The organism is Listeria cossartiae subsp. cossartiae, from assembly GCF_014224155.1.
Taxonomy (GTDB): Bacteria; Bacillota; Bacilli; order Lactobacillales; family Listeriaceae; genus Listeria; species Listeria cossartiae.
The window spans coordinates 782,349-802,294 of record NZ_JAASUI010000001.1 but is presented as its reverse complement, the minus strand read 5'-3'; the positions used below and the strand labels follow the sequence as shown (position 1 = coordinate 802,294).

Below are 19,946 nucleotides of genomic sequence, written 5' to 3'. Positions count from 1 at the left end.
AACTTAACTTCCGTATAATGAAACTATATGCAAAATTAGGAGGAAAACAGATGACTTTTAAAGGGTTTAGTAAGAAAGATTTTAAAACGATGCAAATTCCTGGGCTTGATGCGCGTATGGCCGGAATTCAAAGTGATATCCAACCGAAATTTAAAGCTGTTGGGGAAGAATTAACTACTTATCTAAGTGCCAAACTTGGCGATGAAATGTTTTTACATATTGCTCGTCACCAAAGACGTTCGGTTAATCCGCCAGAAAGCACGTGGCTGGCGATTTGCCATGATAAACGTGGTTATAAAAAGCACCCTCATTTTCAAGTTGGGTTATTTGGTAATTATTTATTTATCTGGCTTGCTTTTATTTATGAAAATGAAGAAAGTGCCAAAATCGCCAATCGCTTTTTGAAAGAAAAGAAATTACTGGCTGATTTACCGGATAACTTTGCTATTTCACCAGACCACACAGAAGAAAAAACGTACCCTGTGCACGACGGACAACTAGAGGCAACGCTAAAACGGTTCCGTGATGTCAAAAAAGGCGAATTTTTAGTTGGGAAAATTTATCTACCGGATGATAATCATTTATCCCCGGGTAAAGACTTTATTAATGAGGCAGAAATGGTGCTAGATGAGCTAATTCCGCTCTATAAGGCTGCCCTTCAATAAAAGATGTACAAATGACTATAATCTAGGTATAATGGTAGAGTTGTGAATTACTATGGTTTGAAGGAGTTGAGGAACGTGAAAAAGGAGCAGCAAACAGCAAGTGACCCTGGTCCACATCGAAGTATTCATACAGGTGATTTTTCACGGGAACGAAACTCTAACCGCGTGAAATTTACCTGTTAAAAAAGGAGGTAAAAAGCATGCATCAAATTTTCAAATCAGATGAAAACGGCAAACTAATTGAATTAGAAGAAGTGACACGCAATTGTTGGATTAATATTGTTGCGCCAACTTCCGAAGAAATTAACAAAATTGCCGATAACTACGAAATCCCTTTGGAGTTCTTAGAAGATCCACTCGATAAAGATGAAAGTGCCCGGATTGAACGCGATGACGACTCTGATTCCGTTTTAATTGTCTGTGACTTTCCGGTAGTGGATGAAGACGATATTCATTACGCTTCATTTGAAACCATTCCGATGGGGATAATTATTACAAAAGACTATTTTATTACGATTTGTACGATTGATTCTTCTATTGTACAGTCATTTATTCGGAACCGTATTAAAGGCTTTTATACGCATATGAAAACGCGGTTCGCTTTGCAAATTTTGTATATGATTTCGACTACGTTCTTGCGTCACTTAAAACGCTTGAATCGCCAAACCGATGAAATCGAAAAAGAACTACATGAATCTATGAAAAATAAGCAATTATATGATTTGATGGGGATTGAAAAAAGTTTGGTTTACTTTGTTACTGCCCTTAAATCAAATAAAGTCGTACTAGATAAAATGATGCGTCAAAATATCGTTAAAATGTACGAGGAAGATCAAGATTTACTAGAAGATGTTATTATTGAAAATCGTCAAGGTATCGAAATGGCGGAAGTTCATTCGAATATTTTAAGTGGAATGATGGATGCGTATGCTTCGATTATCTCCAACAATATGAATATCGTGATGAAATTCCTTACTTCTTTTACCATTATCTTGACGATTCCGACGATGGTCTTTAGTTTTTACGGGATGAACGTAAAATTACCGTTTATGGACACACCAATGGCTTGGATGCTTACGCTTGGTTTTGCTTTCGGAATTGCCGGAGCACTTGCGATTGTCTTCTGGCGTAGGAAATTCTTTTAAAACATGCAAAAAGCGAATGTATTACCTAAGATTTTTAGGATAATACATTCGCTTTTTTTATTTTGCTAATTCACCGTCTAGTAAGGCACGTAATTCTTCTGGGCTAATATGCTCATCAAAAATATGTTCACCCACAATAACAGTGGGTACAAATACTACATTTGCCGCGTTTGCTTCAGCAACAATTTTTTCCGATGCTGCTTTATTGTCTTGTTCGGTTAATCCTAACTTTGTTTCCATATACGTAGCAACTTCTGGAAGCGACAGGCTACCCCATTCATCTTGCGTGCTATAGATTTTATTAATTGTTTCGCGCGTTTCTACAGGTTTTGAATAATCTAAGTAACGGTGCGTCACGTTGCCGCGTTGTAATGATTCTTTTTCTTTATCAAATGGTTTAATGATTAATTCGATTTTTCCCGCTTGAATGTATTCTGTTAGCACATCTTGGGATTTTTCGTTCCACTCTCTACAGAATGGACAGCGTAAGTTAACGAATGACATCACTTTAACTGGTGCGGACGCTTCCCCTACGTGTATTCCTACTTCTGGTTTTACTACTTCTGCTTTAATTTGACTAATATCCATGAAAAAAATTCCTCCTCTTAAATTATGGCTGCATTTTTATTTTGCTTGTAGTTGCGTTTTTCACGAGTTGCATGACTCTGTAGGCCGAATAGCCGCTCACATTCTCAAAGTCCATTCCGATACGTTTTTCTTCCCCTTTGGCAGGTACTACTTGTTTAAATGCCCGGTATTTTTCTTTGAGTTCTTGCGTATCAATGCCTTTTTCATATGCTCGTTCGATAGCTTCTAAAAATTGTACAACAATCGTCATTTCTTCGGTTGTCCAGTCTGGATTTAGTGGATAACTGTATTCCATTAACGAATCCCTCCTTTGTTAAGTTGCAATACGTCCAATTTCTCGGTAGTTTTTGCGGCGATTTGCTTTAATTCTTTTTGTTCATCATCGGATAAATTTAGCTCAAGTAATTCCCTGACTCCCTCTGCCCCAATGACGGCTGGAACGCTAATAAAAACTGGATTCTCCAACCCGTATGCTTCTTTCACTTCCACGCCAACTGTTAAAACGCTTGCTTCATCGCGTAAAATGACTTCGGTTAATTCAGCAAGGACAGTTACGGTGCTAAAATGGAAAGTACAGCCATCTTTATTTTCACATGGGAAATCAGGAATTTTCGTCATCATTTTCGTTAAATTTTGTAAATCCTCGGATGTGATTCTTTTTTGTTCTTCGGCTAAATAGCTTAAAATCGGCTTGCCGCCCAGAAAAGCTCTGCTCCAAACCGGGATAACATCAGCTGCGTTGTCGCCAATGATATAGCCATGCACATTTTTCGGGCTGATTTTAAATAATTTAGCAATTTCTACTTGAAAATAAGACGTCGCAAGCATCGTACCAAGTGTGATAATTTGATTTGCGGGTAAGCCGGAAAAGCGTTTAATTAATGCGGCAACGACATTACTCTCGGCGGTTGCTACTAAAACAATGCCTTGAAAGCCGGTCGCCATCATTTTATTCACTTTTTCTTTGATCAGCGTAACATTATCTTCACTTGAAAAAGAGGCATTCGACAGCTCTTCTTGAAAAAAGACGACCATATCCGCATTGCGACAATCATTGAATGTACCTGTATGAATGGTGGCCGCTTCGTGATAGTAGCTCGCATAGTCAAAATCTTGCACGCTCGATTTCGCTTGGTCATCTATTAAGTATATCTCGGCAGGTAATTTTTTTAAAAGGACTGTATGAATATAGAGATTTTGTAAATTGCTTCTGCCGATAACGACAATTTTTTTCTTCTTGGATGGCATTATACTTCTCCTCCTCATCAAGTCTTCTATTGTTATTTTAGCACGCTTCGGAGGCAAAAATAAAATAACTTGACCACATAAATAAAAAGCATCGCTCATTCGCTTTGCTTTTTACAAAATAATGTTATTTTAAGCCATTTCACGTCGTTTCACTTTTAAATAATGCGTTGCAAAACAGAAGAAGATTGGCAGTACATAGCTGACGATAATAAGAATAATTACTTCTAAAATCCCTTTACCGATATAACCACCAGTCATTTTTATGAAGCCTGTAATTGGTGTTTCGAGAATTTGAATAACCGAGCGCCATCCACCTGTATCATGCATATGATGAAAGAAACCTACTCCAAAGGCTACGATTGTCAATGCAAAACAAATTCCTGCTACTACATACGCAAACCAAAATAGAGCTTTCTTCCATGTTGCTGTTTGTTTCTCCATTTTTTCACCTGATTCAATTAGATTTGACTTATCACGTTCACTTGTTACATTATACTCCTTTTTTTCTAAAACGGGTACTTTAAATATTTCAAAAAATGAACTAAAAATCATTTTTGTGAAAATGTACACTTTTAGCGAGAAATAAAAAGCGAAAATACCCGTAATGGATATTTTCGCTTATTGTTGATTACATGTGAATTGGGCGACCTAAAGCAAGTTCGGCTGCTTCCATTGTAAGCTCTCCAAGTGATGGGTGAGCATGGATAGTAAGCGCGATGTCTTCTGCTGTAATGCCTGATTCGATTGCTAAGCCGATTTCTGAAATAATATCAGAAGCGTTCATTCCGGCAACTTGTGCACCGATAACTAGGCCATCTTCTTTACGAGTAACTAGACGAACAAATCCTTCAGGTGCATCTAAGGAAAGCGCACGACCGTTACCGCCGAATGGGAATTTAGCAGCTTTTACATCAAAGCCTTTTTCTTTTGCTTCTTTTTCTGTTAAACCAACTGTTGCAAGTTCTGGGTCACTGAAAACGACAGCTGGAAGTGCTGTATAATCGTTTTCGGATTTTTCGCCAGCGATTGCTTCAGCGGCAATTTTTGCTTCATAGCTAGCTTTGTGAGCTAGAGGAACACCAGGAACGATGTCACCAATTGCGAAAATGTTAGAAACGTTCGAGCGACCTTGTTTGTCAACTTCTACTAAACCGCGTTCTGTTACTTTAACGCCAGCTTGTTCTAAACCGATTTCGTCTGTATTCGGACGACGACCTACTGTTACTAACACATAGTCAGCTTCGATAGTTTTTGTTTCACCATTAGCTTCATACGTTACTTTAACGCCGTTTTCAGTTTCTTCCGCAGATTTTGCAAGTGCTTTAGTAACCATTTCAACGTTTTTGCTTTTCAGATTACGTTTAACTAGGGAAACCATGTCTTTTTCGTATGTTGGTAAGATTTCTGGACCACCCTCAAGGATAGTTAGTTCTGTACCAAGGTTCGCGAATGCTCCACCTAGTTCTGTTCCGATATACCCGCCGCCAATTACGACTAATTTTTTCGGAACTTCTGTTAGTGCAAGTGCACCAGTTGAGCTTAATACACGTTTACCATATTTGAAACCTGGGATTTCGATTGGACGAGATCCTGTTGCAATGATTACGTTGTTGAAAGTATAAGTTTGGGCGGAATCAGGGTGAATCACACGCAAGGAATGATCATCCACGAAAAACGCTTCTCCTTCTAACATTTCAACTTTATTTTTCTTAAGAAGGCCTTTAACACCTGATGTAAGCTTGTTAACTACGCCGCCTTTCCATTCTTGTGCTTTTGTGAAGTCTAGGTTCACGTTGTCCGCTGTAATACCCATGTTATCAGAGTGCCCAGCTTCTTTAAAACGGTGACCGATTGTGATAAGTGCTTTAGAAGGAATACATCCAACGTTTAAGCATACGCCGCCGTAATATTCTTTTTCAATAATGGTAACTTTTTGTCCGAGTTGTGCAGCTCGGATTGCGGCTACATACCCACCTGGGCCTGCACCGATGACTATGGTGTCTCTTTCTTCTGGAAAATCGCCTACTACCATTTTGTTACACCTCCATTAGTAATAATTCTGGATCGTTTAATAAACGTTTAATATTGTTCATTGCTTTTTGAGCAGTTGCGCCGTCAATTACACGGTGGTCAAAGCTCAAGGAAAGAGCTAGTACTGGTGCTGCTACAATTTCGCCATCTTTTACGATAGGTTTTTGAGCAATACGACCAACACCTAAGATAGCAACTTCTGGGTAATTAATTACTGGAGTAAACCATTGTCCGCCGGCAGAACCGATATTAGAAATAGTTGCGGAACCGTGGCGCATTTCGTCAGCTGTTAATTTACCATCACGTGCTTTTCCAGCTAGTTCATTGATTTCATCAGAAATTTGGAATACGGATTTTTTGTCAGCATTTTTAATTACTGGTACGTATAAACCGTGATCTGTATCTGCTGCGATACCAACGTTGAAGTAATGTTTGTAAACAAGTTCTTCCGTTGCATCGTCTAAAGTTGTGTTAAGCACTGGGAAGTCACGAAGCGTTGCAACAAGAGCTTTCACCATATAAGGTAAGAAAGTTAGTTTGATACCTTTTTCGGCAGCCACTTCTTTGAAACGTTTGCGGTGAGCCATAAGTGCAGTTACTTCGATTTCGTCCATTAAAGTAACGTGTGGAGCTGTATGTTTTGAGTTTACCATTGCTTTTGCAATTGCACGACGAGTTGGTGTTAATTTTTCGCGTGTTTCTGGGTAAGCATCGGAGCTTGCAACTGGTTGTTTTGCAGCCGCTTTTTCTGCTTTTGGTGCAGATTTTTCTTCTGTTTGAGCAGTAGTTGTTGCCGCAGCTGGTTGTTCGCCGTTTAGGAAAGCATCGATATCCGCTTTGATTACACGGTTGTTTTTACCAGAGCCTGCTACTTCAGCGATATTAACGCCTTTTTCACGTGCATATTTACGTACAGAAGGCATTGCGATTACAAGGCCATTAGGATCTTTTTTAGATGATGGCGTTCCGTTTCCACCTGTTGCTGGTGCGGAAGTTGCATCGTTGTTAGCAAGTGCAGCGTCTTCTGCTGGAGATTCTGGAGTAGATTCATGGCTTGCTTCTCCTTCAAAATCACCTTCGAATGTTACTAATACTTGACCAACTGTTGCTACTGTTCCTTCGCTAACTAAAATATCTTTAACAGTTCCATCTACTGGAGAAGTAATTTCTTCGACAGATTTGTCGTTTTGCACTTCAAAAATAGACTGATCTTCTTCTACTTTATCGCCCGGTTGAATAAACCATTTAACAATTTCACCTTCATGAATTCCTTCACCGATATCTGGTAATTTGAATTCAAAGATTCCTTTTCCGCTAGCTTGAGCCGGTGCTGGAGTTGATTCTGTGGATTCTGCTTTTGGTGCTGCGCTTTCTTCTTCGGCGTCGTCTTCGTGACCTTCTACGCCATCAAATGTTACTAGTACTTGTCCAACTGTAGCAACTGTACCTTCAGCAACTTTGATTTCTTTAATTGTTCCTGAAACTGGAGAAGTGATTTCTTCCACTGATTTGTCGTTTTGCACTTCAAATAGGGACTCATCTTCTTCAATCTTGTCGCCTGGTTGTACAAACCATTTAACGATTTCACCTTCATGGATACCTTCACCGATATCCGGTAATTTAAATGAATATGCCATTTTATTAAGCCTCCTGTAATTTCTAAGGTCCAGATAAACTGAACCTTAGTATAAAAATATTTCGTTCCCCTTCTAAAACTCCCCATAAGTTTTAAAACGGTTATTATTAATTAAAATGCAATAACTTCTTTTACACGTTCGATGATATCGTTATGATTTGGTAACCAAACTGTTTCTGCTTGAGAGAACGGGAATACGCTATCTGGAGCAGCAACACGCATAACTGGTGCTTCAAGAGAAAGGATTGCGCGGTCGTTAATTTCTGCAACAACATTCGCTGCAATACCAGCTTGTTTTTGTGCTTCTTGAACAACTACAGCACGGTTTGTTTTCTTAACGGAAGCGATAATTGTGTCCACATCAATTGGGCTAATTGTACGTAAATCGATAACTTCAACAGATACGCCTTCTTTTTCAAGTGCTTCTGCTGCTTTCATAGATTCTTGTACCATTGCACCGTAAGTGATGATAGAAACATCTGTACCTTCACGACGAACAGCGGCTTTACCAATTTCTACTGTGTATTCGCCTTCTGGAACTTCTTCACGGAAAGAACGGTATAATTTCATATGTTCTAGGAAGATAACTGGATCGTTATCGCGAATAGCTGAGATTAAAAGACCTTTTGCATCGTATGGAGTGGATGGAATTACCACTTTTAAACCAGGAGATTGCGCCATTAATCCTTCTAGGTTATCCGCGTGCATTTCTGGTGTATGAACGCCACCACCAAAAGGTGCGCGAATTGTGATTGGAGCAGTACGAGTTCCGCCTGTACGGTAACGCATACGAGCCATTTGACCAGCAACGGAATCCATTACTTCAAATACGAAACCGAAGAATTGAATTTCAGGAACTGGACGGAAACCTTCAAGTGCAAGACCGATAGCAAGACCGCCAATACCGGATTCTGCTAAAGGAGTATCGAATACACGATCTTCGCCGAATTTTTCTTGTAATCCTTCTGTTGCACGGAATACGCCGCCATTATTACCAACGTCTTCCCCAAAAACTAATACGTTTTCGTCTTTTTCAAGTTCTACTGCAAGCGCGTCTGTAATCGCTTGAATCATTGTTTTTTGCGCCATGATTATTTCGACTCCTTCGCTTCATAGATTGCCAGTTGCTCTTTGATAGGAGCAGTTGGTGTTTCGTACATATTTTTAAGAAGATCAGTTACAGTTTGTTTTGGTGTAGCATCTGCTTCTTTAATCGCTACTTTGATTTCTTCTTTTGCTTGATCGATAACAGCATTTTCTTTTTCTTCATTCCATAGACCTTTGCCTTCTAAGAAAGTACGGAAGCGAACGATTGGATCTTTAAGTTCCCATTCTCCGTCAAGTTCTTTTGTACGGTAACGAGTTGGATCATCACCAGAAAGTGTATGTGGACCATAACGGTAAGTCATTGTTTCGATTAATGTTGGGCCTTCACCAGCAACTGCACGTTCACGAGCGAATTTAGTTACAGCATATACTGCAAGTGGATCCATTCCGTCTACTTGTACGCCTGGGATTCCGGCTGCAACTGCTTTTTGAGCTAATGTTTCAGCAGCTGATTGTTTTTCACGAGGTGTAGAAATCGCGAATTTGTTATTTTGTACTACGAAGATTGCTGGAGCATGGTAAGCACCCGCAAAGTTCATTCCTTCATAGAAGTCACCTTGGGAAGAACCGCCATCACCTGTATAAGTGATTACAACAGCATCTTTTTTACGTTTTTTAAGACCTAGAGCAACACCGGCAGCTTGCACGATTTGTGCACCGATGATGATTTGTGGTGATAATACATTTAAATCTTCAGGGAATTGGTTACCTACAAAGTGTCCGCGAGAGAACAAGAACGCTTTTGTAAGTGGAAGTCCGTGCCAGATAAGTTGAGGCACATCACGGTATCCTGGAAGAATATAGTCATGTTTTTCAAGTGCATAGTGGCTTGCAAGTTGAGAAGCTTCTTGTCCAGCTGTTGGAGCATAGAAACCTAGACGTCCTTGACGGTTAAGCGAGATAGAGCGTTGGTCAAGCACACGAGTCCAAACCATACGAGTCATTAATTCTACTAATTGATCATCAGTTAAATCCGGCATTAAATCTGGATTTACGATTTCTCCTTTTTCATTCAAAATTTGAACTAATTCAAATTGTTTATGAACAGCCTCAAATTGTTTCTTTACGTCGATAATAGCCTTCTTTGTTTTAGAAGCCATTTCGTATCCACCCTTTCGTCATTCACATTGTACAGTTTCAAATTCATCATTAGTTAGGTATGCGTTTCATGTAACGCTCGTCCGGTCATTTACCTGACTAAATGGTTTCTTTTAAAACTGCCATCCTGATTGTGTATTAATTGTAATAGCGTAGTAAAAAGAAAAGTTATTCTATAGAAAGAAGCAGATTCCGGAAGCTTTTTTCTAAATTCCTATTAACTAATTACGCAGCCTCTCCAGTTATTACCACAAAATCCTCATTGAAAACATGGGTTTTAAGAGAGTTTGTGAAAAAACTTTCATTCTTTCACAATGTTTCATAAAAATATAGGAACTTTCCTTTTATTATAAAGTGATTTCTGTTTTACTCGAAAACAAGAATTTTATTAATACACTAATCTTCTCTCTTAATTTACACTACCCAGATTATGAAGTCAATAAGTTAATCTCTAATTATTTTATCGCTTACAATGGCATTATTACTTAAATCATTCGCTTTCCACTTCTGTATTAAAAAAAGATGAAACAGTTGCAAACTGTTATATAATATTCCAACTCTCGCATTATCACACCTATTTCAACTTTCCATTAAACAAATCTATCTAGTTTGTGATTTCACAAACATATAAATTTTTTCGTTATTTGTTTTAAACGAACATTATTAACTAAAATTGAATTATTGTTCGCTTTTAAAACTTTCTCTTTTTTAACAAATATGTCTTTATGCCTACGAAATTGCCATTTTTTTCTTGAGCAGTAATCTTTCATTCCCTTTTTTTCGTTCTTTTGTTAAAATAAAGGTAAGTTATTTAAAGAACAGGAGAGAATCAAATCATGCTTACAATGGACGATATTGTACGAGAAGGTCATCCGGCGCTTCGAGAAGTTGCGACAGAAGTGACTTTCCCGCTTTCAGATGAAGAAAAAAAATTAGGGCACGATATGCTCGAATTCCTAATTAACAGTCAAGATGAAGAGATGGCGGAAAAATATGGTTTACGTGGTGGCGTTGGAATTGCAGCTCCACAACTTGCTGTGACTAAACGTTTCCTAGCTATTCATGTACATGATGAAAAAGATCGTCTTTATAGTTATGTGCTTTATAATCCAAAAATCCGCAGTCACTCTGTACAGCAGGCTTGTCTTTCCGGTGGTGAAGGTTGCCTTTCTGTTGACCGTGAAGTTCCGGGCTATGTGGTTCGAAGTGAACGTGTAACAATCGATGCCTTTGACGAAAATGGTACGCCGCTTAAATTGCGTTTTAAAGATTATCCAGCGATTGTTATTCAACACGAAATCGATCATTTGAACGGAATTATGTTTTATGATCATATTAATAAAGAAAATCCATCTTACTTGCCACCAGATGTGGACGTATTTGGTTGAAATGAATAAATCCCCGCAGGAAGCAATATCCTGCGGGGTTTTTTGTTTTTATGAGTGGCCACCAACTGTTTCTATTTTTGGATCCAACTGTCTGAATTTACGTTCATTTGCATCGCCTGAAAATAGTACTAAATCAAGTTCTTCGTGAATAAAATGACCATCTGAATCCACTAAATTTTTTTCGAATAATCGCGAGTCAATTTTAGCAAAGATTGTGTGATAGTCCGTGTCTGAAACTGTTTGGGTCACGGTGCATTCGAGAACAATCGGACACGCATCAATGTAAGCTACTCCCCCGCTATCACTTTTGGTTAATTCGATTTGATGAACTTTTATTTTATCATTATGCTTTCCAGACGAGAATCCTCCTTGTTCAATTAATCCTAACTGCTCTGTGTTTGGAAAATTCACTGCAAGTTTTTGGCCAGCATGCAAGTGTTTGCTAGCATTACTTTCTGCTGACACGCCGATAACGATACTATCTCCTAATGTGTACGATGATGATCCCGTTGACATTTGCGGTTCTCCAACCTCATTCAAATACGTTAATACAAAGACTGGATAGGCTGGATAAAATTTTTCTGTTTCTACGCGCTGTTTCATAGTTAGCACCTCTAGTTTTTTCTTTCATTATAAATATGTCGTAACAGGAATTCAACAATAAACTTAAACCTTACAAGTAAGCGCTTTATGCAATTATCTGGTAAAATAAAGTTGGAAAGAAGGTGGCAGCTTGGAACGTTATGATAGACAGATGCGCGTTAAAAATATGGGAAAAACTGGTCAAGAAAAATTACTCACGAAAACGATTTTGATTGTTGGTGTTGGGGCGATTGGTTCATATGCCGCAGAAATTTGTGCGCGAATGGGTTTTGGCAAGTTAATTTTAATTGATCGTGACTATGTGGAGCTAAGTAACTTGCAGCGCCAATCGCTTTTCACGGAACAAGATGCATTAGACAAACAAGCAAAAGCGTATGCGGCATTTAAAGCTTTACGATTGATTAATAGCGAGATTGAAATCGAATATATAGTTGATGATGCGAACGTGACAAGTTTAACGCCTTATGTCGGAAGCATCGATTATATACTCGATTGCACCGATAATTTTATGACGCGCGACTTTTTAAATCAGTTTTGTTTTACTCATCAAATTCCGTGGATTTTCACTTCTTGTGCTGGAAATTATGCGAATCTCATGCCAATTATCCCTCCCGATTCTGCTTGTTTGCACTGCTTACTTGGTGATATTCCGCAAACAAATACGGCGAGTTGCGATATTGTTGGTGTAGATGGCGCGCTGATTCCAATCGTCGCTGGCATGCAAGTTTCCTTACTTACGCAAATGATTATAAGCCCTGACTTCCATGCAAATACATACTATCAACTAGATAATTGGCAATTTACTTTTCGGTCGCTCGAAGTCAAAAAACGTCCCAATTGCTCTGGTTGCACAACTGGCGAAACACGTTCAGAAGTTCCTTTTTCCGAGCAAACGGTTGCCCTTTGTGGACGGGATACAGTACAATTTCGCTTACCTAATAAAAGCAATTACCGCGAAATCAAACAACTGCTGACAGAACAAAAAATTACGTATAAAGAAAATCCCACTTTACTCAGTTTCCATTACGAACAGTTCCAATTTGTTATTTTTAAAAATGGGCGTGTGTTGCTCCATGGAACGGAAAATTTAACAGAAGCCAAGAAAATATATCATTTATTTTTCAATTAAAGGAGGCAATTATGGAACAAAAGACATTTATTAAGGTGACTTGTAGTATTTTAACGATTAGTGATACGAGGAATTTGGAAACAGATACTAGTGGTCAGCTGATTCAATCTGCCTTAGAAACCGCTGGACACGAGGTGATTTCGCGAGTCGTCGTTCCTGATGATGTTACACTCATTAAACAAAAAATAAACGAGTTAGCAGCTAATGGGTCCTTCTGCCTTATCACAAACGGTGGTACTGGCATTGCTAGGCGCGATGTTACGTATGAAGCATTGTTCGCAACGATTCAGCAAGAAATTCCTGGTTTTGGCGAGATTTTCCGGATGCTTAGTTACGAAGAAGTTGGTAGTCGCGCCATGTTATCTCGTGCCTTCGCCGGTTTTTCAGCAAGTGGCTTACTGCTTTTCGCGTTACCTGGATCAAGTAATGCTTGCCGGCTCGCGGTTCAAAAATTGATTATCCCTGAATTGCCACATTTAATTGCGGAACGACAAAAATAAAACATCCGGTCATATGCGGACCGGATGTTTTTATTTATCCTCCAATTTGGCTCATACGCCGCCACGTTGGTTTGTTAGATTGCACTTCATCTTGTAATTTTAATGCCATTTCATGATTTTCTGGTTTATTATCGATGGCCTTTTGCACAAGTTGCATCAGTTTCACAGGTTCATGGATAAATGGGCGAATATTCATTTCTTCATCCCAGTATAAACACGCTTTAATATAACCATCTGCGGTAAGTCTAAGTCGATTGCAACTATCGCAAAAATGAGCGCTAACTGGATGAATAACACCAAATGTCCCTTTCGCTCCTTTGATGCGGAAATTTTCGGAAGGTCCATTCCCTCGAATCGAATCGACCGGCTCATATTCATAGGAAGCTTCATCGCAAGCCTCAAAAATCTTATCAAGTGGCAAATATTTCTCTTTCCAACTCGTGCCAGCATGACCAATCGGCATGTATTCAATAAAACGAATATTAATATCTTTATCTTTTGTAAATCGGAGGAAATCGATTATTTCGTCATCGTTTTGCCCTTTAATCAAGACAACATTTAATTTGATTGGAAATAGTCCTACTTCTTCTGCTTTTTGAATGCCATCGAGCACTTTTTGCAAGCGACCACCTCGAGTAATGGCTTGGAAACGGTCTGCATGCAGGGAATCCAAGCTGATGTTCACACGTGTTAGACCAGCTTCTTTTAATGCCTCTGCTTTTTTCGCCAAATACATCGCATTCGTTGTAATCGAAATATCTTCTATTTCAGGAATCGCTCCAAGTCCGCGAACAATTTCCACGATATCAGTTCTAAGTAATGGTTCTCCGCCAGTGATACGCACTTTTTTGATGCCGAATTTTACCATTAATTCCATAAAGCTGACAATTTCATCTTTGGATAGTACTTTTTCATGGGGCAAAAATGTCAGGCCTTCTTCGGGCATACAATACACACACCTTAAATTACACCGATCTGTTACTGAAATCCGAATATAATCGTGTACCCGCCCAAATTTATCCTTTAATAATTGCATAAAACAAAACTCCTATCCTACAAAATAGTTACGCTTCTGCTTTAAATGTCCCGCTTTTCCCGCCAGTTTTTTCGACTAAATACGTTTTTTCTATTCGCATGCCTTTATCCATCGCTTTGCACATATCATAAATGGTTAATGCTGCAATCGTGACCGCGGTGAGAGCTTCCATTTCCACGCCTGTTTTGCCAACAGTTACGACTTCAGATGTGATAGTTAGAGCCGTTTTTCCGTCGTCTTCAAAAGAAATATCTGCTTTGGTTGTCATGATTGGATGGCACATTGGGATGAGTTCACTTGTTTTTTTCGCCGCCATGATGCCAGCTACTTGCGCAACAGCTAGAACATCGCCTTTAGCAATTTTACCAGCATGGATGCGCGCTAATGTTTCTTCATTCATATGTATAGTAGCTCTAGCGATGGCGCGGCGCTTCGTTTCTGATTTACTTGTGACATCGACCATTTTCGCACGTTTTTCATCATTAAAATGGGTTAAATCATCTTTTTCCATCTGTTCCCCTCCTTATCCACCGCTTACTGGCGGAATGACTGCGATTTCGGTTATTTCTTCTGGTAAAAGGTCTTCGTCATGCTGAAACTCCATATTGACCGCTAACATACATGTCGCCAAATCCACAGCGATTTCGGGAAATTCACTACTAATAACTTCGCGAACTTCACCAACTGTTTGGCATTGTTGCAAGTTCAATTTTACTTCTGTTTGATGTGTTTTCTCGGCTAAAAAAGCGAAAAATTTAACCGTTGTTAGCATCTATGCCACCCCACCTTGTTTTATCGACATCTTTTTCTTCTTTCCAAATAGGTACCCGTTCTTTCAAGCGTTCAATGATATATCGCGAACCTTCATAGCAAGCAGCCCGATGTGGTGTTGAGACACCGATAAACACTGCGATATCGGTTATTTGCAGAAGCCCTAGTCGGTGGACGATGACGACATCTGCCCCCCACTTCGCTTCTACTTCTCTCGCTAACTTGTTTAATTCTTTCAGCGCCATTTCTTCGTAGGAAGTGTACCGAATTTCTTCTGTTTGAATCTCGCCTGTCCATTCGCGAATCGTACCGACAAACAGATTGATTCCGCCGTGATTTTTATTGATTAGTTTATCAGAAAGTGGTCCGATTTCGATTTTTTCATGTTGTAATGCGACATATTTCATTGTAAAAACTCCTTGATTAGCTTTTCGGCAAATGCATTTAAAGCTTTTTCCTCGCCAATAAAAATCGCTTCTTCTTTTAAAGCTGGGTTATGAGTGGCGATTTTATGGACGGCTTTGCTATTTTTTAAAAGCTCGATTTCGGCTTTTTCGCGAATTAAAATGATTTTGGGAAACGGACCTTCTTTGTAGCCTTCCACTAAAATAATATCTGAATTCGGGAGCTTTTGGATGGCTGTTTTTAAATCGATACCCGCTTGTTCCATCACTGCATATTGTCTGGAATTCGCAATCACAACCGCCTCTGCACCACTTTCTTGAAAAGAGTAGGAATCCGTTCCAGCATGATCAACGGAAAAGTCATGCGCATCATGTTTTATCGCCGAAACCGAGTAGTTTTCTTTGCGACTCGCTCGAATTAAAGCATTAAGCAAAGTTGTTTTTCCGCTATTTTTAAAACCGATTATTTGGAGGATAGTAGCCATGCTTCGACCTCTTCTCCTTTTAATTTCCCGACTTGACCGCGCGGGATTTTAAATAAACAAGTGGTGAGATGGAGATTCCCGAGCGCACTCGACATATCACTGCCGACCAGTTCGACCAAATATTCTCCTTCATTAGATAAGCGATAAGTTCCGCGTAAAAATCGATCAAAGCCATTATTTTTCGTGTAGTCGTCCGCCATTTTTGCGCGAACATGGGTCGTTGCGGTTGCATCTTTGCCCATTAACGTTGCTAAAACAGGCTCTACTAACAAATAGAAACCAGTAAAACATGCGCCGGGATTTCCAGAAAGCGCAATAATCAGCGTATTATTCAACCACATTCCAGTTGTCGGGCTACCTGGCCGCATTTGAATTTTATTAAAAAGTAATGCTGCTTCTTGTGTAGCAATATCCGCCATAAAGTCAAAATCACCTACGGAAACGCCGCCAGTAGTAACGATTAAATCTGCTATCTCGGTCAGTTCAAGCAATCTATTTTTCGTATCTTCGTAGTTGTCTGGCAGTTGCTCAGCGGCACAAATTTCCGCATGATGCACGGTTAGTAGATTTTCAAGTAACGGCTGATTGCTATTATAAATTTTCCCGTCCGGAAGCGGATTACCAGCAGGAACAAGTTCACTACCTGTCGATAAAATCGCTACTTTTGGTTTCCGAATCACTTGTACTTCATGAATGCCAAATGAGGACAACAAACTGATGGAACCTGCATTCAAAGTATGTCCCCGATCTAGCAGTAAATCCCCTTTCGCAAATTCGGCGCCGATTTCTGTAATATTACTTGATTTTTGCGTATTAATAAGTACGATTTCATGCTCGTTATCCGCTTCCCTTGATTGTTCCAGCATAATAATTTTCGAAGCATTGTCTGGCACTTTAGCTCCTGTCATGATTCGGACAGTTTCGCCCTGTTTTAGCGGTTTATCGTATGTTTCACCGCACGGAACCTCGGCCACAACACATAAAGTAATTGGATAATTCCCGTCATCCGCTTCTGTAATTGCAAACCCATCATAACCAGAACGTCGAAAATACGGTGCAGGAAATGGCGCAAAAATTGGTTCTTGTAAAACCTGATTTAGCGCCTTTGTCACGTTTTTTCGTTCTACCGGAAGATGCGTTATTTGGTTACACAAAACTTCTCTCGCCTGCTCCATTCTAATGGTGTTTCTCTTTTCAATCATCTGGGCGCACTTCCCTTCTATAAATCATGTATGCGTTTTCTTTAGTACCAATATACAGGAGTTTTCTCGTTTTAAAAAGTAAAGCGACTTCTCCTTAATTAGCGGCTTTAAATCCGTATTTTTCCAGTATTTTTTGCGATTCTGCTTTATTCATAAAATCAAGGAATGTAGCTGTTGCTTCTTTTTTCTCTGAATCGCTTACTTGTGCGCTATAGTAAGCAATTGAATCATGCAGTTTTTCGTCAATTTTCGCTTTCACTTGTACTTTTTTGCTTAATAAAGCATCTGTCTGGTACACAAAACCAGCGTCTGCATTCCCCGCTTCTACATAGGATAAAACTTGGCGAACATCCGTTGCAAGAACGAGTTTTGCTTTTTCGGTATTATAAAGATTTAAGTTTTCTAGCGTTTGCTTGGCATAGGCGCCGGCTGGAACTGATTCTGGATCTCCGATAGCAATTTTGCTCGCGTCATTTAGTAATTGTTCTACATTCGCATCTTTCGTCTGCTCGGCATTTTTCGGTTCAATTAGAACCAGTTCATTCCCCGCAAATTCTTTCGTATCTTCTGCTAAATTTTGTTTACTTAATGTATCCGCATCTTTTTTACTTGCTAAAAGGACACCATCAATCGGCGCACCACTTTCGACACGTTCGCGAATTTGCCCAGAGCCACCAAAATCAAAAGATAATTTAATAGTCGGGTTCGCTTTTTCAAAAAGTGGTTTTATGTCATCCATCGTATCTTTCAAACTTGCCGCTGCCGAAATATGTATTGTTGTGGTTTTTTCTTGCTCGGATGTATCCCCACAGGCCGTTAAAAGTAGTAATAATCCACCAATTATGACTAAAGCTAGTTTTTTCATCGTTCATCCCCCTTTTTTATTTAGTTTCATTGTACTTAAGTTTGACATTTTATACCAGAGAGAACGATAATAATAGAAGTACTAAAGGGCTGTTCAGGAGGAGATTTATGTTTACATCTGTTTGGCATACATTACTTGTTGCCACCATTTCTACGTTTCTCGCATTTATGACGATGCTACCACTTAGTTATTATTTTACGGGGCGAAAATCGCGTTTTCAGTTATTAGTGGAGATTTTGATTTTACTTCCGCTAGTTTTGCCGCCAACTGTGGTTGGTTTAGTATTACTGAACGTTCTCGGCCGCAATGACTTTATCGGTGGTATGCTTTGGGATACGTTTGATTTTAGTTTTATTTTTTCCCTTAGTGGTGCTATTGTTGCGACGACGATTATTATTTTACCGATTATGTATCAAGGATTGAAGTCAGCATTTTTATCGATTGATCACGAACTTGTATGGGCAGCAGAGACTCTTTCAGCGAATAAAAAACAGATTTTCACCAAAGTTATTTTACCGAATTGTTGGCAACCTATTTTAGCTGGCGTTTTACTTAGTTTTTGCCGGGCGATGGGTGAATTTGGAGCGAGTTTGATGGTAGCGGGTTATATTGAAGGAAAAACCGATACGATTGCTTCTAGTATTTACTTTATGGTGCAGCAAGGCGATATGCGTACAGCGATTTATCTTGGGCTAATTAACGTCATTATTGGCGTATTTGCCTTACTTGTGATTCACGTTTTAACCGTGCGTCAAAGTAATTTAACGAGGGGGATGTAACGATGCTGCGACTACAATTTCATAAAAAACTTCCTTTTCATGATTTAAATATTGATTATACTTTTGATAAACCGGTGACGGCGATGATGGGCGCGAGTGGCTCTGGAAAATCGACATTGTTTCAGTGCGTTAGTGGTTTAAAAAGCATCGATGGCGGGATTATCGAATTCGACGGCACCCCGTGGGACGACTCTTCTATTTCCTTACACCTTCCCGTAACCGAGCGAAAAGTAGGCTATTTATTCCAAAACCTCGCTTTATTTCCAAATATGAACGTCTATGAAAATATTGCTTTCGGCTTAAAAGTGAAGAAAAAGAAGAAAAAAGAACAAGCAGAAATCCAACAACAAGTGCGAAAAATGAGCGATTATCTGCAAATTTCCCATCTACTTTATTCTTCTGTTCAGAAACTTTCTGGCGGTGAAAAGCAACGTGTCGCGATGGCGCGGGCGATGATTACGGAACCTAAATTACTTTTACTGGATGAACCTTTCAACGGATTAGATGAAGAAACGCGTTTGATTTGTATGAAATTAGTCGGACAAATGGCGAAAGATTTCCATATTCCGGTTATATTTGTGACGCATTATGCCTCGGAAGCTGAAATGATGACCGAAGAAATTTTAGTTATGCGAGATGGACGACTTGAAAAGCGAAAAAGTTAACGTTGGCATCCTATTAGCCGGTGGGCGCTCTAGCCGTTTCGGAGAACCAAAAGCACTTTTTCTGGATGAGGCAACTGGAAAAACGTGGGTCGAACTAACAGCGAGTAAATTGATGCCACTTTGCGAGAGGGTATTTATATCGGCGAACCGTGAAATTTATCCAAATTTGGTCGAGATTTTCCGCAACGAAACAGCCATTCAAATTATTCCCGACCAAGAAGAATACACTGATTTCGGGCCGCTTGGTGGACTTTATGCGGTGATGGTTCAAGCCCAGACTTATCAGAAAGCTCATTTTTTGATACTTCCGGTTGATATGCCTTTTTTGACTTTGGCGGAAATTGGGCGGCTCGCAGATTATCCCAATCATTATGCGAAAACGAAACAGGCGAATCATTATTTGGTTGCGAACATCCCCTACGCACGTGAAATTCTACATAAATTATTACAAAACGAGCAATATCGGGTTCGTGCTTTACTCGAAAAACTCGACACCCAACCATTAGAGTTTGAAAATGAAGCGCCATTTAAAAATATAAATCGCCAAAATGAACTTTTTTAACCTTTTCTTATCCTTTTCTTTAGTATTATTTGGTAAACT

24 protein-coding genes are annotated in these 19,946 nt (G+C 39.4%); 8 read left to right on the top strand and 16 right to left on the bottom strand.

Features of this window, described 5'->3' with window-relative positions:
- Positions 1–50 precede the first annotated feature (50 nt).
- Both HCJ30_RS04155 and HCJ30_RS04150 read left to right on the top strand, forming a co-directional pair.
- On the top strand, positions 51–665 hold the full coding sequence (locus tag HCJ30_RS04155; RefSeq protein WP_185391088.1) for a YktB family protein: 615 nt from the start codon (positions 51–53) through the stop codon (positions 663–665).
- 200 nt (positions 666–865) lie between these two features.
- On the top strand, positions 866–1,810 hold the full coding sequence (locus tag HCJ30_RS04150) for a magnesium transporter CorA family protein (RefSeq protein WP_185391087.1): 945 nt from the start codon (positions 866–868) through the stop codon (positions 1,808–1,810).
- A 57-nt stretch (positions 1,811–1,867) separates the two neighbouring features.
- Here HCJ30_RS04150 and HCJ30_RS04145 read toward each other — a convergent pair whose 3' ends face one another.
- From HCJ30_RS04145 to pdhA, 8 genes are all read right to left on the bottom strand, one after another.
- Positions 1,868–2,398, bottom strand: coding sequence for a DsbA family protein (locus HCJ30_RS04145; RefSeq protein ID WP_185391086.1), 531 nt, complete (start codon positions 2,396–2,398; stop codon positions 1,868–1,870).
- Between the two features lie 22 nt (positions 2,399–2,420).
- A complete protein-coding gene (locus tag HCJ30_RS04140; protein WP_185391085.1) occupies positions 2,421–2,693 on the bottom strand; it encodes a UPF0223 family protein in 273 nt (90 codons plus the stop codon).
- On the bottom strand, positions 2,693–3,646 hold the full coding sequence (locus HCJ30_RS04135) for a Rossmann-fold NAD(P)-binding domain-containing protein (RefSeq protein ID WP_185391084.1): 954 nt from the start codon (positions 3,644–3,646) through the stop codon (positions 2,693–2,695). Before HCJ30_RS04135 ends, HCJ30_RS04140 begins: the two co-directional genes overlap by 1 nt.
- 129 nt (positions 3,647–3,775) lie before the next feature.
- Entirely contained in the window at positions 3,776–4,087 is a 312-nt protein-coding gene (locus HCJ30_RS04130; protein ID WP_185391585.1) for a hypothetical protein, read from the bottom strand.
- A gap of 187 nt (positions 4,088–4,274) precedes the next feature.
- Complete coding sequence (gene lpdA / locus HCJ30_RS04125; protein ID WP_003722682.1) at positions 4,275–5,678, bottom strand: dihydrolipoyl dehydrogenase; 1,404 nt, start codon at positions 5,676–5,678, stop codon at positions 4,275–4,277.
- A 4-nt stretch (positions 5,679–5,682) separates the two neighbouring features.
- On the bottom strand, positions 5,683–7,314 hold the full coding sequence (locus HCJ30_RS04120) for a dihydrolipoyllysine-residue acetyltransferase (protein WP_185391083.1): 1,632 nt from the start codon (positions 7,312–7,314) through the stop codon (positions 5,683–5,685).
- 110 nt (positions 7,315–7,424) lie between these two features.
- Positions 7,425–8,402: an alpha-ketoacid dehydrogenase subunit beta gene (locus HCJ30_RS04115; protein ID WP_185391082.1), complete on the bottom strand. Its 978-nt coding sequence runs from the start codon at positions 8,400–8,402 to the stop codon at positions 7,425–7,427.
- A 2-nt stretch (positions 8,403–8,404) separates the two neighbouring features.
- Positions 8,405–9,520, bottom strand: coding sequence for a pyruvate dehydrogenase (acetyl-transferring) E1 component subunit alpha (pdhA, locus tag HCJ30_RS04110; protein WP_003722679.1), 1,116 nt, complete (start codon positions 9,518–9,520; stop codon positions 8,405–8,407).
- A gap of 834 nt (positions 9,521–10,354) precedes the next feature.
- Between pdhA and def the strand changes: the two genes are divergently transcribed.
- Positions 10,355–10,906 (top strand): peptide deformylase, encoded by a 552-nt coding sequence (gene def / locus HCJ30_RS04105; RefSeq protein WP_185391081.1) that lies wholly within the window; start codon positions 10,355–10,357, stop codon positions 10,904–10,906.
- Positions 10,907–10,954: 48 nt separating this feature from the next.
- Here def and HCJ30_RS04100 read toward each other — a convergent pair whose 3' ends face one another.
- On the bottom strand, positions 10,955–11,509 hold the full coding sequence (locus tag HCJ30_RS04100) for a flavin reductase family protein (protein WP_185391080.1): 555 nt from the start codon (positions 11,507–11,509) through the stop codon (positions 10,955–10,957).
- Positions 11,510–11,639: 130 nt separating this feature from the next.
- Here HCJ30_RS04100 and HCJ30_RS04095 point away from each other — a divergent pair, with 130 nt between their 5' ends.
- Positions 11,640–12,638, top strand: a complete 999-nt coding sequence (locus tag HCJ30_RS04095) for a ThiF family adenylyltransferase (RefSeq protein ID WP_185391079.1) — start codon at positions 11,640–11,642, stop codon at positions 12,636–12,638.
- 11 nt (positions 12,639–12,649) lie between these two features.
- Positions 12,650–13,138, top strand: coding sequence for a MogA/MoaB family molybdenum cofactor biosynthesis protein (locus HCJ30_RS04090; protein WP_185391078.1), 489 nt, complete (start codon positions 12,650–12,652; stop codon positions 13,136–13,138).
- Positions 13,139–13,172: 34 nt separating this feature from the next.
- Here the strand turns inward: HCJ30_RS04090 and moaA are convergent, their stop codons facing one another.
- The 7 genes from moaA to modA form a co-directional block, all read right to left on the bottom strand.
- Positions 13,173–14,174 carry a GTP 3',8-cyclase MoaA gene (gene moaA / locus HCJ30_RS04085; protein WP_185391077.1) on the bottom strand — a complete coding sequence of 334 codons (1,002 nt, stop codon included), beginning with the start codon at positions 14,172–14,174 and terminating at the stop codon, positions 13,173–13,175.
- Between the two features lie 28 nt (positions 14,175–14,202).
- Positions 14,203–14,685 (bottom strand): cyclic pyranopterin monophosphate synthase MoaC, encoded by a 483-nt coding sequence (gene moaC, locus HCJ30_RS04080; protein ID WP_003725558.1) that lies wholly within the window; start codon positions 14,683–14,685, stop codon positions 14,203–14,205.
- Positions 14,686–14,697: 12 nt separating this feature from the next.
- Positions 14,698–14,946, bottom strand: coding sequence for a molybdopterin converting factor subunit 1 (moaD, locus tag HCJ30_RS04075; protein WP_185391076.1), 249 nt, complete (start codon positions 14,944–14,946; stop codon positions 14,698–14,700).
- Positions 14,930–15,352, bottom strand: coding sequence for a molybdenum cofactor biosynthesis protein MoaE (locus HCJ30_RS04070; RefSeq protein WP_185391075.1), 423 nt, complete (start codon positions 15,350–15,352; stop codon positions 14,930–14,932). The genes moaD and HCJ30_RS04070 overlap by 17 nt, the downstream gene beginning before the upstream one ends.
- Positions 15,349–15,834 carry a molybdopterin-guanine dinucleotide biosynthesis protein B gene (mobB, locus tag HCJ30_RS04065; protein ID WP_185391074.1) on the bottom strand — a complete coding sequence of 162 codons (486 nt, stop codon included), beginning with the start codon at positions 15,832–15,834 and terminating at the stop codon, positions 15,349–15,351. The genes HCJ30_RS04070 and mobB overlap by 4 nt, the downstream gene beginning before the upstream one ends.
- Positions 15,813–17,036, bottom strand: a complete 1,224-nt coding sequence (locus tag HCJ30_RS04060; protein WP_185391073.1) for a molybdopterin molybdotransferase MoeA — start codon at positions 17,034–17,036, stop codon at positions 15,813–15,815. The genes mobB and HCJ30_RS04060 overlap by 22 nt, the downstream gene beginning before the upstream one ends.
- Positions 17,037–17,130: 94 nt before the next feature.
- Positions 17,131–17,901, bottom strand: coding sequence for a molybdate ABC transporter substrate-binding protein (gene modA / locus HCJ30_RS04055; RefSeq protein WP_185391072.1), 771 nt, complete (start codon positions 17,899–17,901; stop codon positions 17,131–17,133).
- A 107-nt stretch (positions 17,902–18,008) separates the two neighbouring features.
- Here modA and HCJ30_RS04050 point away from each other — a divergent pair, with 107 nt between their 5' ends.
- Genes HCJ30_RS04050 through HCJ30_RS04040 form a run of 3 tightly spaced genes read left to right on the top strand, consistent with a single transcriptional unit; the run spans position 18,009 to position 19,907 of the window.
- Positions 18,009–18,680 (top strand): molybdate ABC transporter permease subunit, encoded by a 672-nt coding sequence (locus HCJ30_RS04050; RefSeq protein WP_185391071.1) that lies wholly within the window; start codon positions 18,009–18,011, stop codon positions 18,678–18,680.
- Between the two features lie 2 nt (positions 18,681–18,682).
- Positions 18,683–19,345, top strand: a complete 663-nt coding sequence (locus HCJ30_RS04045; protein ID WP_185391070.1) for an ATP-binding cassette domain-containing protein — start codon at positions 18,683–18,685, stop codon at positions 19,343–19,345.
- Complete coding sequence (locus tag HCJ30_RS04040; RefSeq protein ID WP_185391584.1) at positions 19,326–19,907, top strand: molybdenum cofactor guanylyltransferase; 582 nt, start codon at positions 19,326–19,328, stop codon at positions 19,905–19,907. Before HCJ30_RS04045 ends, HCJ30_RS04040 begins: the two co-directional genes overlap by 20 nt.
- Positions 19,908–19,946: the final 39 nt, after the last annotated feature.

Coding starts and splice junctions, on each gene's coding strand:
- HCJ30_RS04135 (WP_185391084.1), bottom strand. CDS start 3,646: ATGCCATCCAAGAAGAAAAAAATTGTCGTTATCGGCAGAAGCAATTTA.
- moaC (WP_003725558.1), bottom strand. CDS start 14,685: ATGGAAAAAGATGATTTAACCCATTTTAATGATGAAAAACGTGCGAAA.
- mobB (WP_185391074.1), bottom strand. CDS start 15,834: ATGGCTACTATCCTCCAAATAATCGGTTTTAAAAATAGCGGAAAAACA.
- HCJ30_RS04145 (WP_185391086.1), bottom strand. CDS start 2,398: ATGGATATTAGTCAAATTAAAGCAGAAGTAGTAAAACCAGAAGTAGGA.
- def (WP_185391081.1), top strand. CDS start 10,355: ATGCTTACAATGGACGATATTGTACGAGAAGGTCATCCGGCGCTTCGA.
- HCJ30_RS04090 (WP_185391078.1), top strand. CDS start 12,650: ATGGAACAAAAGACATTTATTAAGGTGACTTGTAGTATTTTAACGATT.
- HCJ30_RS04130 (WP_185391585.1), bottom strand. CDS start 4,087: ATGGAGAAACAAACAGCAACATGGAAGAAAGCTCTATTTTGGTTTGCG.
- HCJ30_RS04100 (WP_185391080.1), bottom strand. CDS start 11,509: ATGAAACAGCGCGTAGAAACAGAAAAATTTTATCCAGCCTATCCAGTC.
- HCJ30_RS04120 (WP_185391083.1), bottom strand. CDS start 7,314: ATGGCATATTCATTTAAATTACCGGATATCGGTGAAGGTATCCATGAA.
- HCJ30_RS04150 (WP_185391087.1), top strand. CDS start 866: ATGCATCAAATTTTCAAATCAGATGAAAACGGCAAACTAATTGAATTA.
- HCJ30_RS04060 (WP_185391073.1), bottom strand. CDS start 17,036: ATGATTGAAAAGAGAAACACCATTAGAATGGAGCAGGCGAGAGAAGTT.
- HCJ30_RS04155 (WP_185391088.1), top strand. CDS start 51: ATGACTTTTAAAGGGTTTAGTAAGAAAGATTTTAAAACGATGCAAATT.
- HCJ30_RS04140 (WP_185391085.1), bottom strand. CDS start 2,693: ATGGAATACAGTTATCCACTAAATCCAGACTGGACAACCGAAGAAATG.
- pdhA (WP_003722679.1), bottom strand. CDS start 9,520: ATGGCTTCTAAAACAAAGAAGGCTATTATCGACGTAAAGAAACAATTT.
- HCJ30_RS04070 (WP_185391075.1), bottom strand. CDS start 15,352: ATGAAATATGTCGCATTACAACATGAAAAAATCGAAATCGGACCACTT.
- lpdA (WP_003722682.1), bottom strand. CDS start 5,678: ATGGTAGTAGGCGATTTTCCAGAAGAAAGAGACACCATAGTCATCGGT.
- moaA (WP_185391077.1), bottom strand. CDS start 14,174: ATGCAATTATTAAAGGATAAATTTGGGCGGGTACACGATTATATTCGG.
- HCJ30_RS04050 (WP_185391071.1), top strand. CDS start 18,009: ATGTTTACATCTGTTTGGCATACATTACTTGTTGCCACCATTTCTACG.
- moaD (WP_185391076.1), bottom strand. CDS start 14,946: ATGCTAACAACGGTTAAATTTTTCGCTTTTTTAGCCGAGAAAACACAT.
- HCJ30_RS04115 (WP_185391082.1), bottom strand. CDS start 8,402: ATGGCGCAAAAAACAATGATTCAAGCGATTACAGACGCGCTTGCAGTA.
- modA (WP_185391072.1), bottom strand. CDS start 17,901: ATGAAAAAACTAGCTTTAGTCATAATTGGTGGATTATTACTACTTTTA.
- HCJ30_RS04045 (WP_185391070.1), top strand. CDS start 18,683: ATGCTGCGACTACAATTTCATAAAAAACTTCCTTTTCATGATTTAAAT.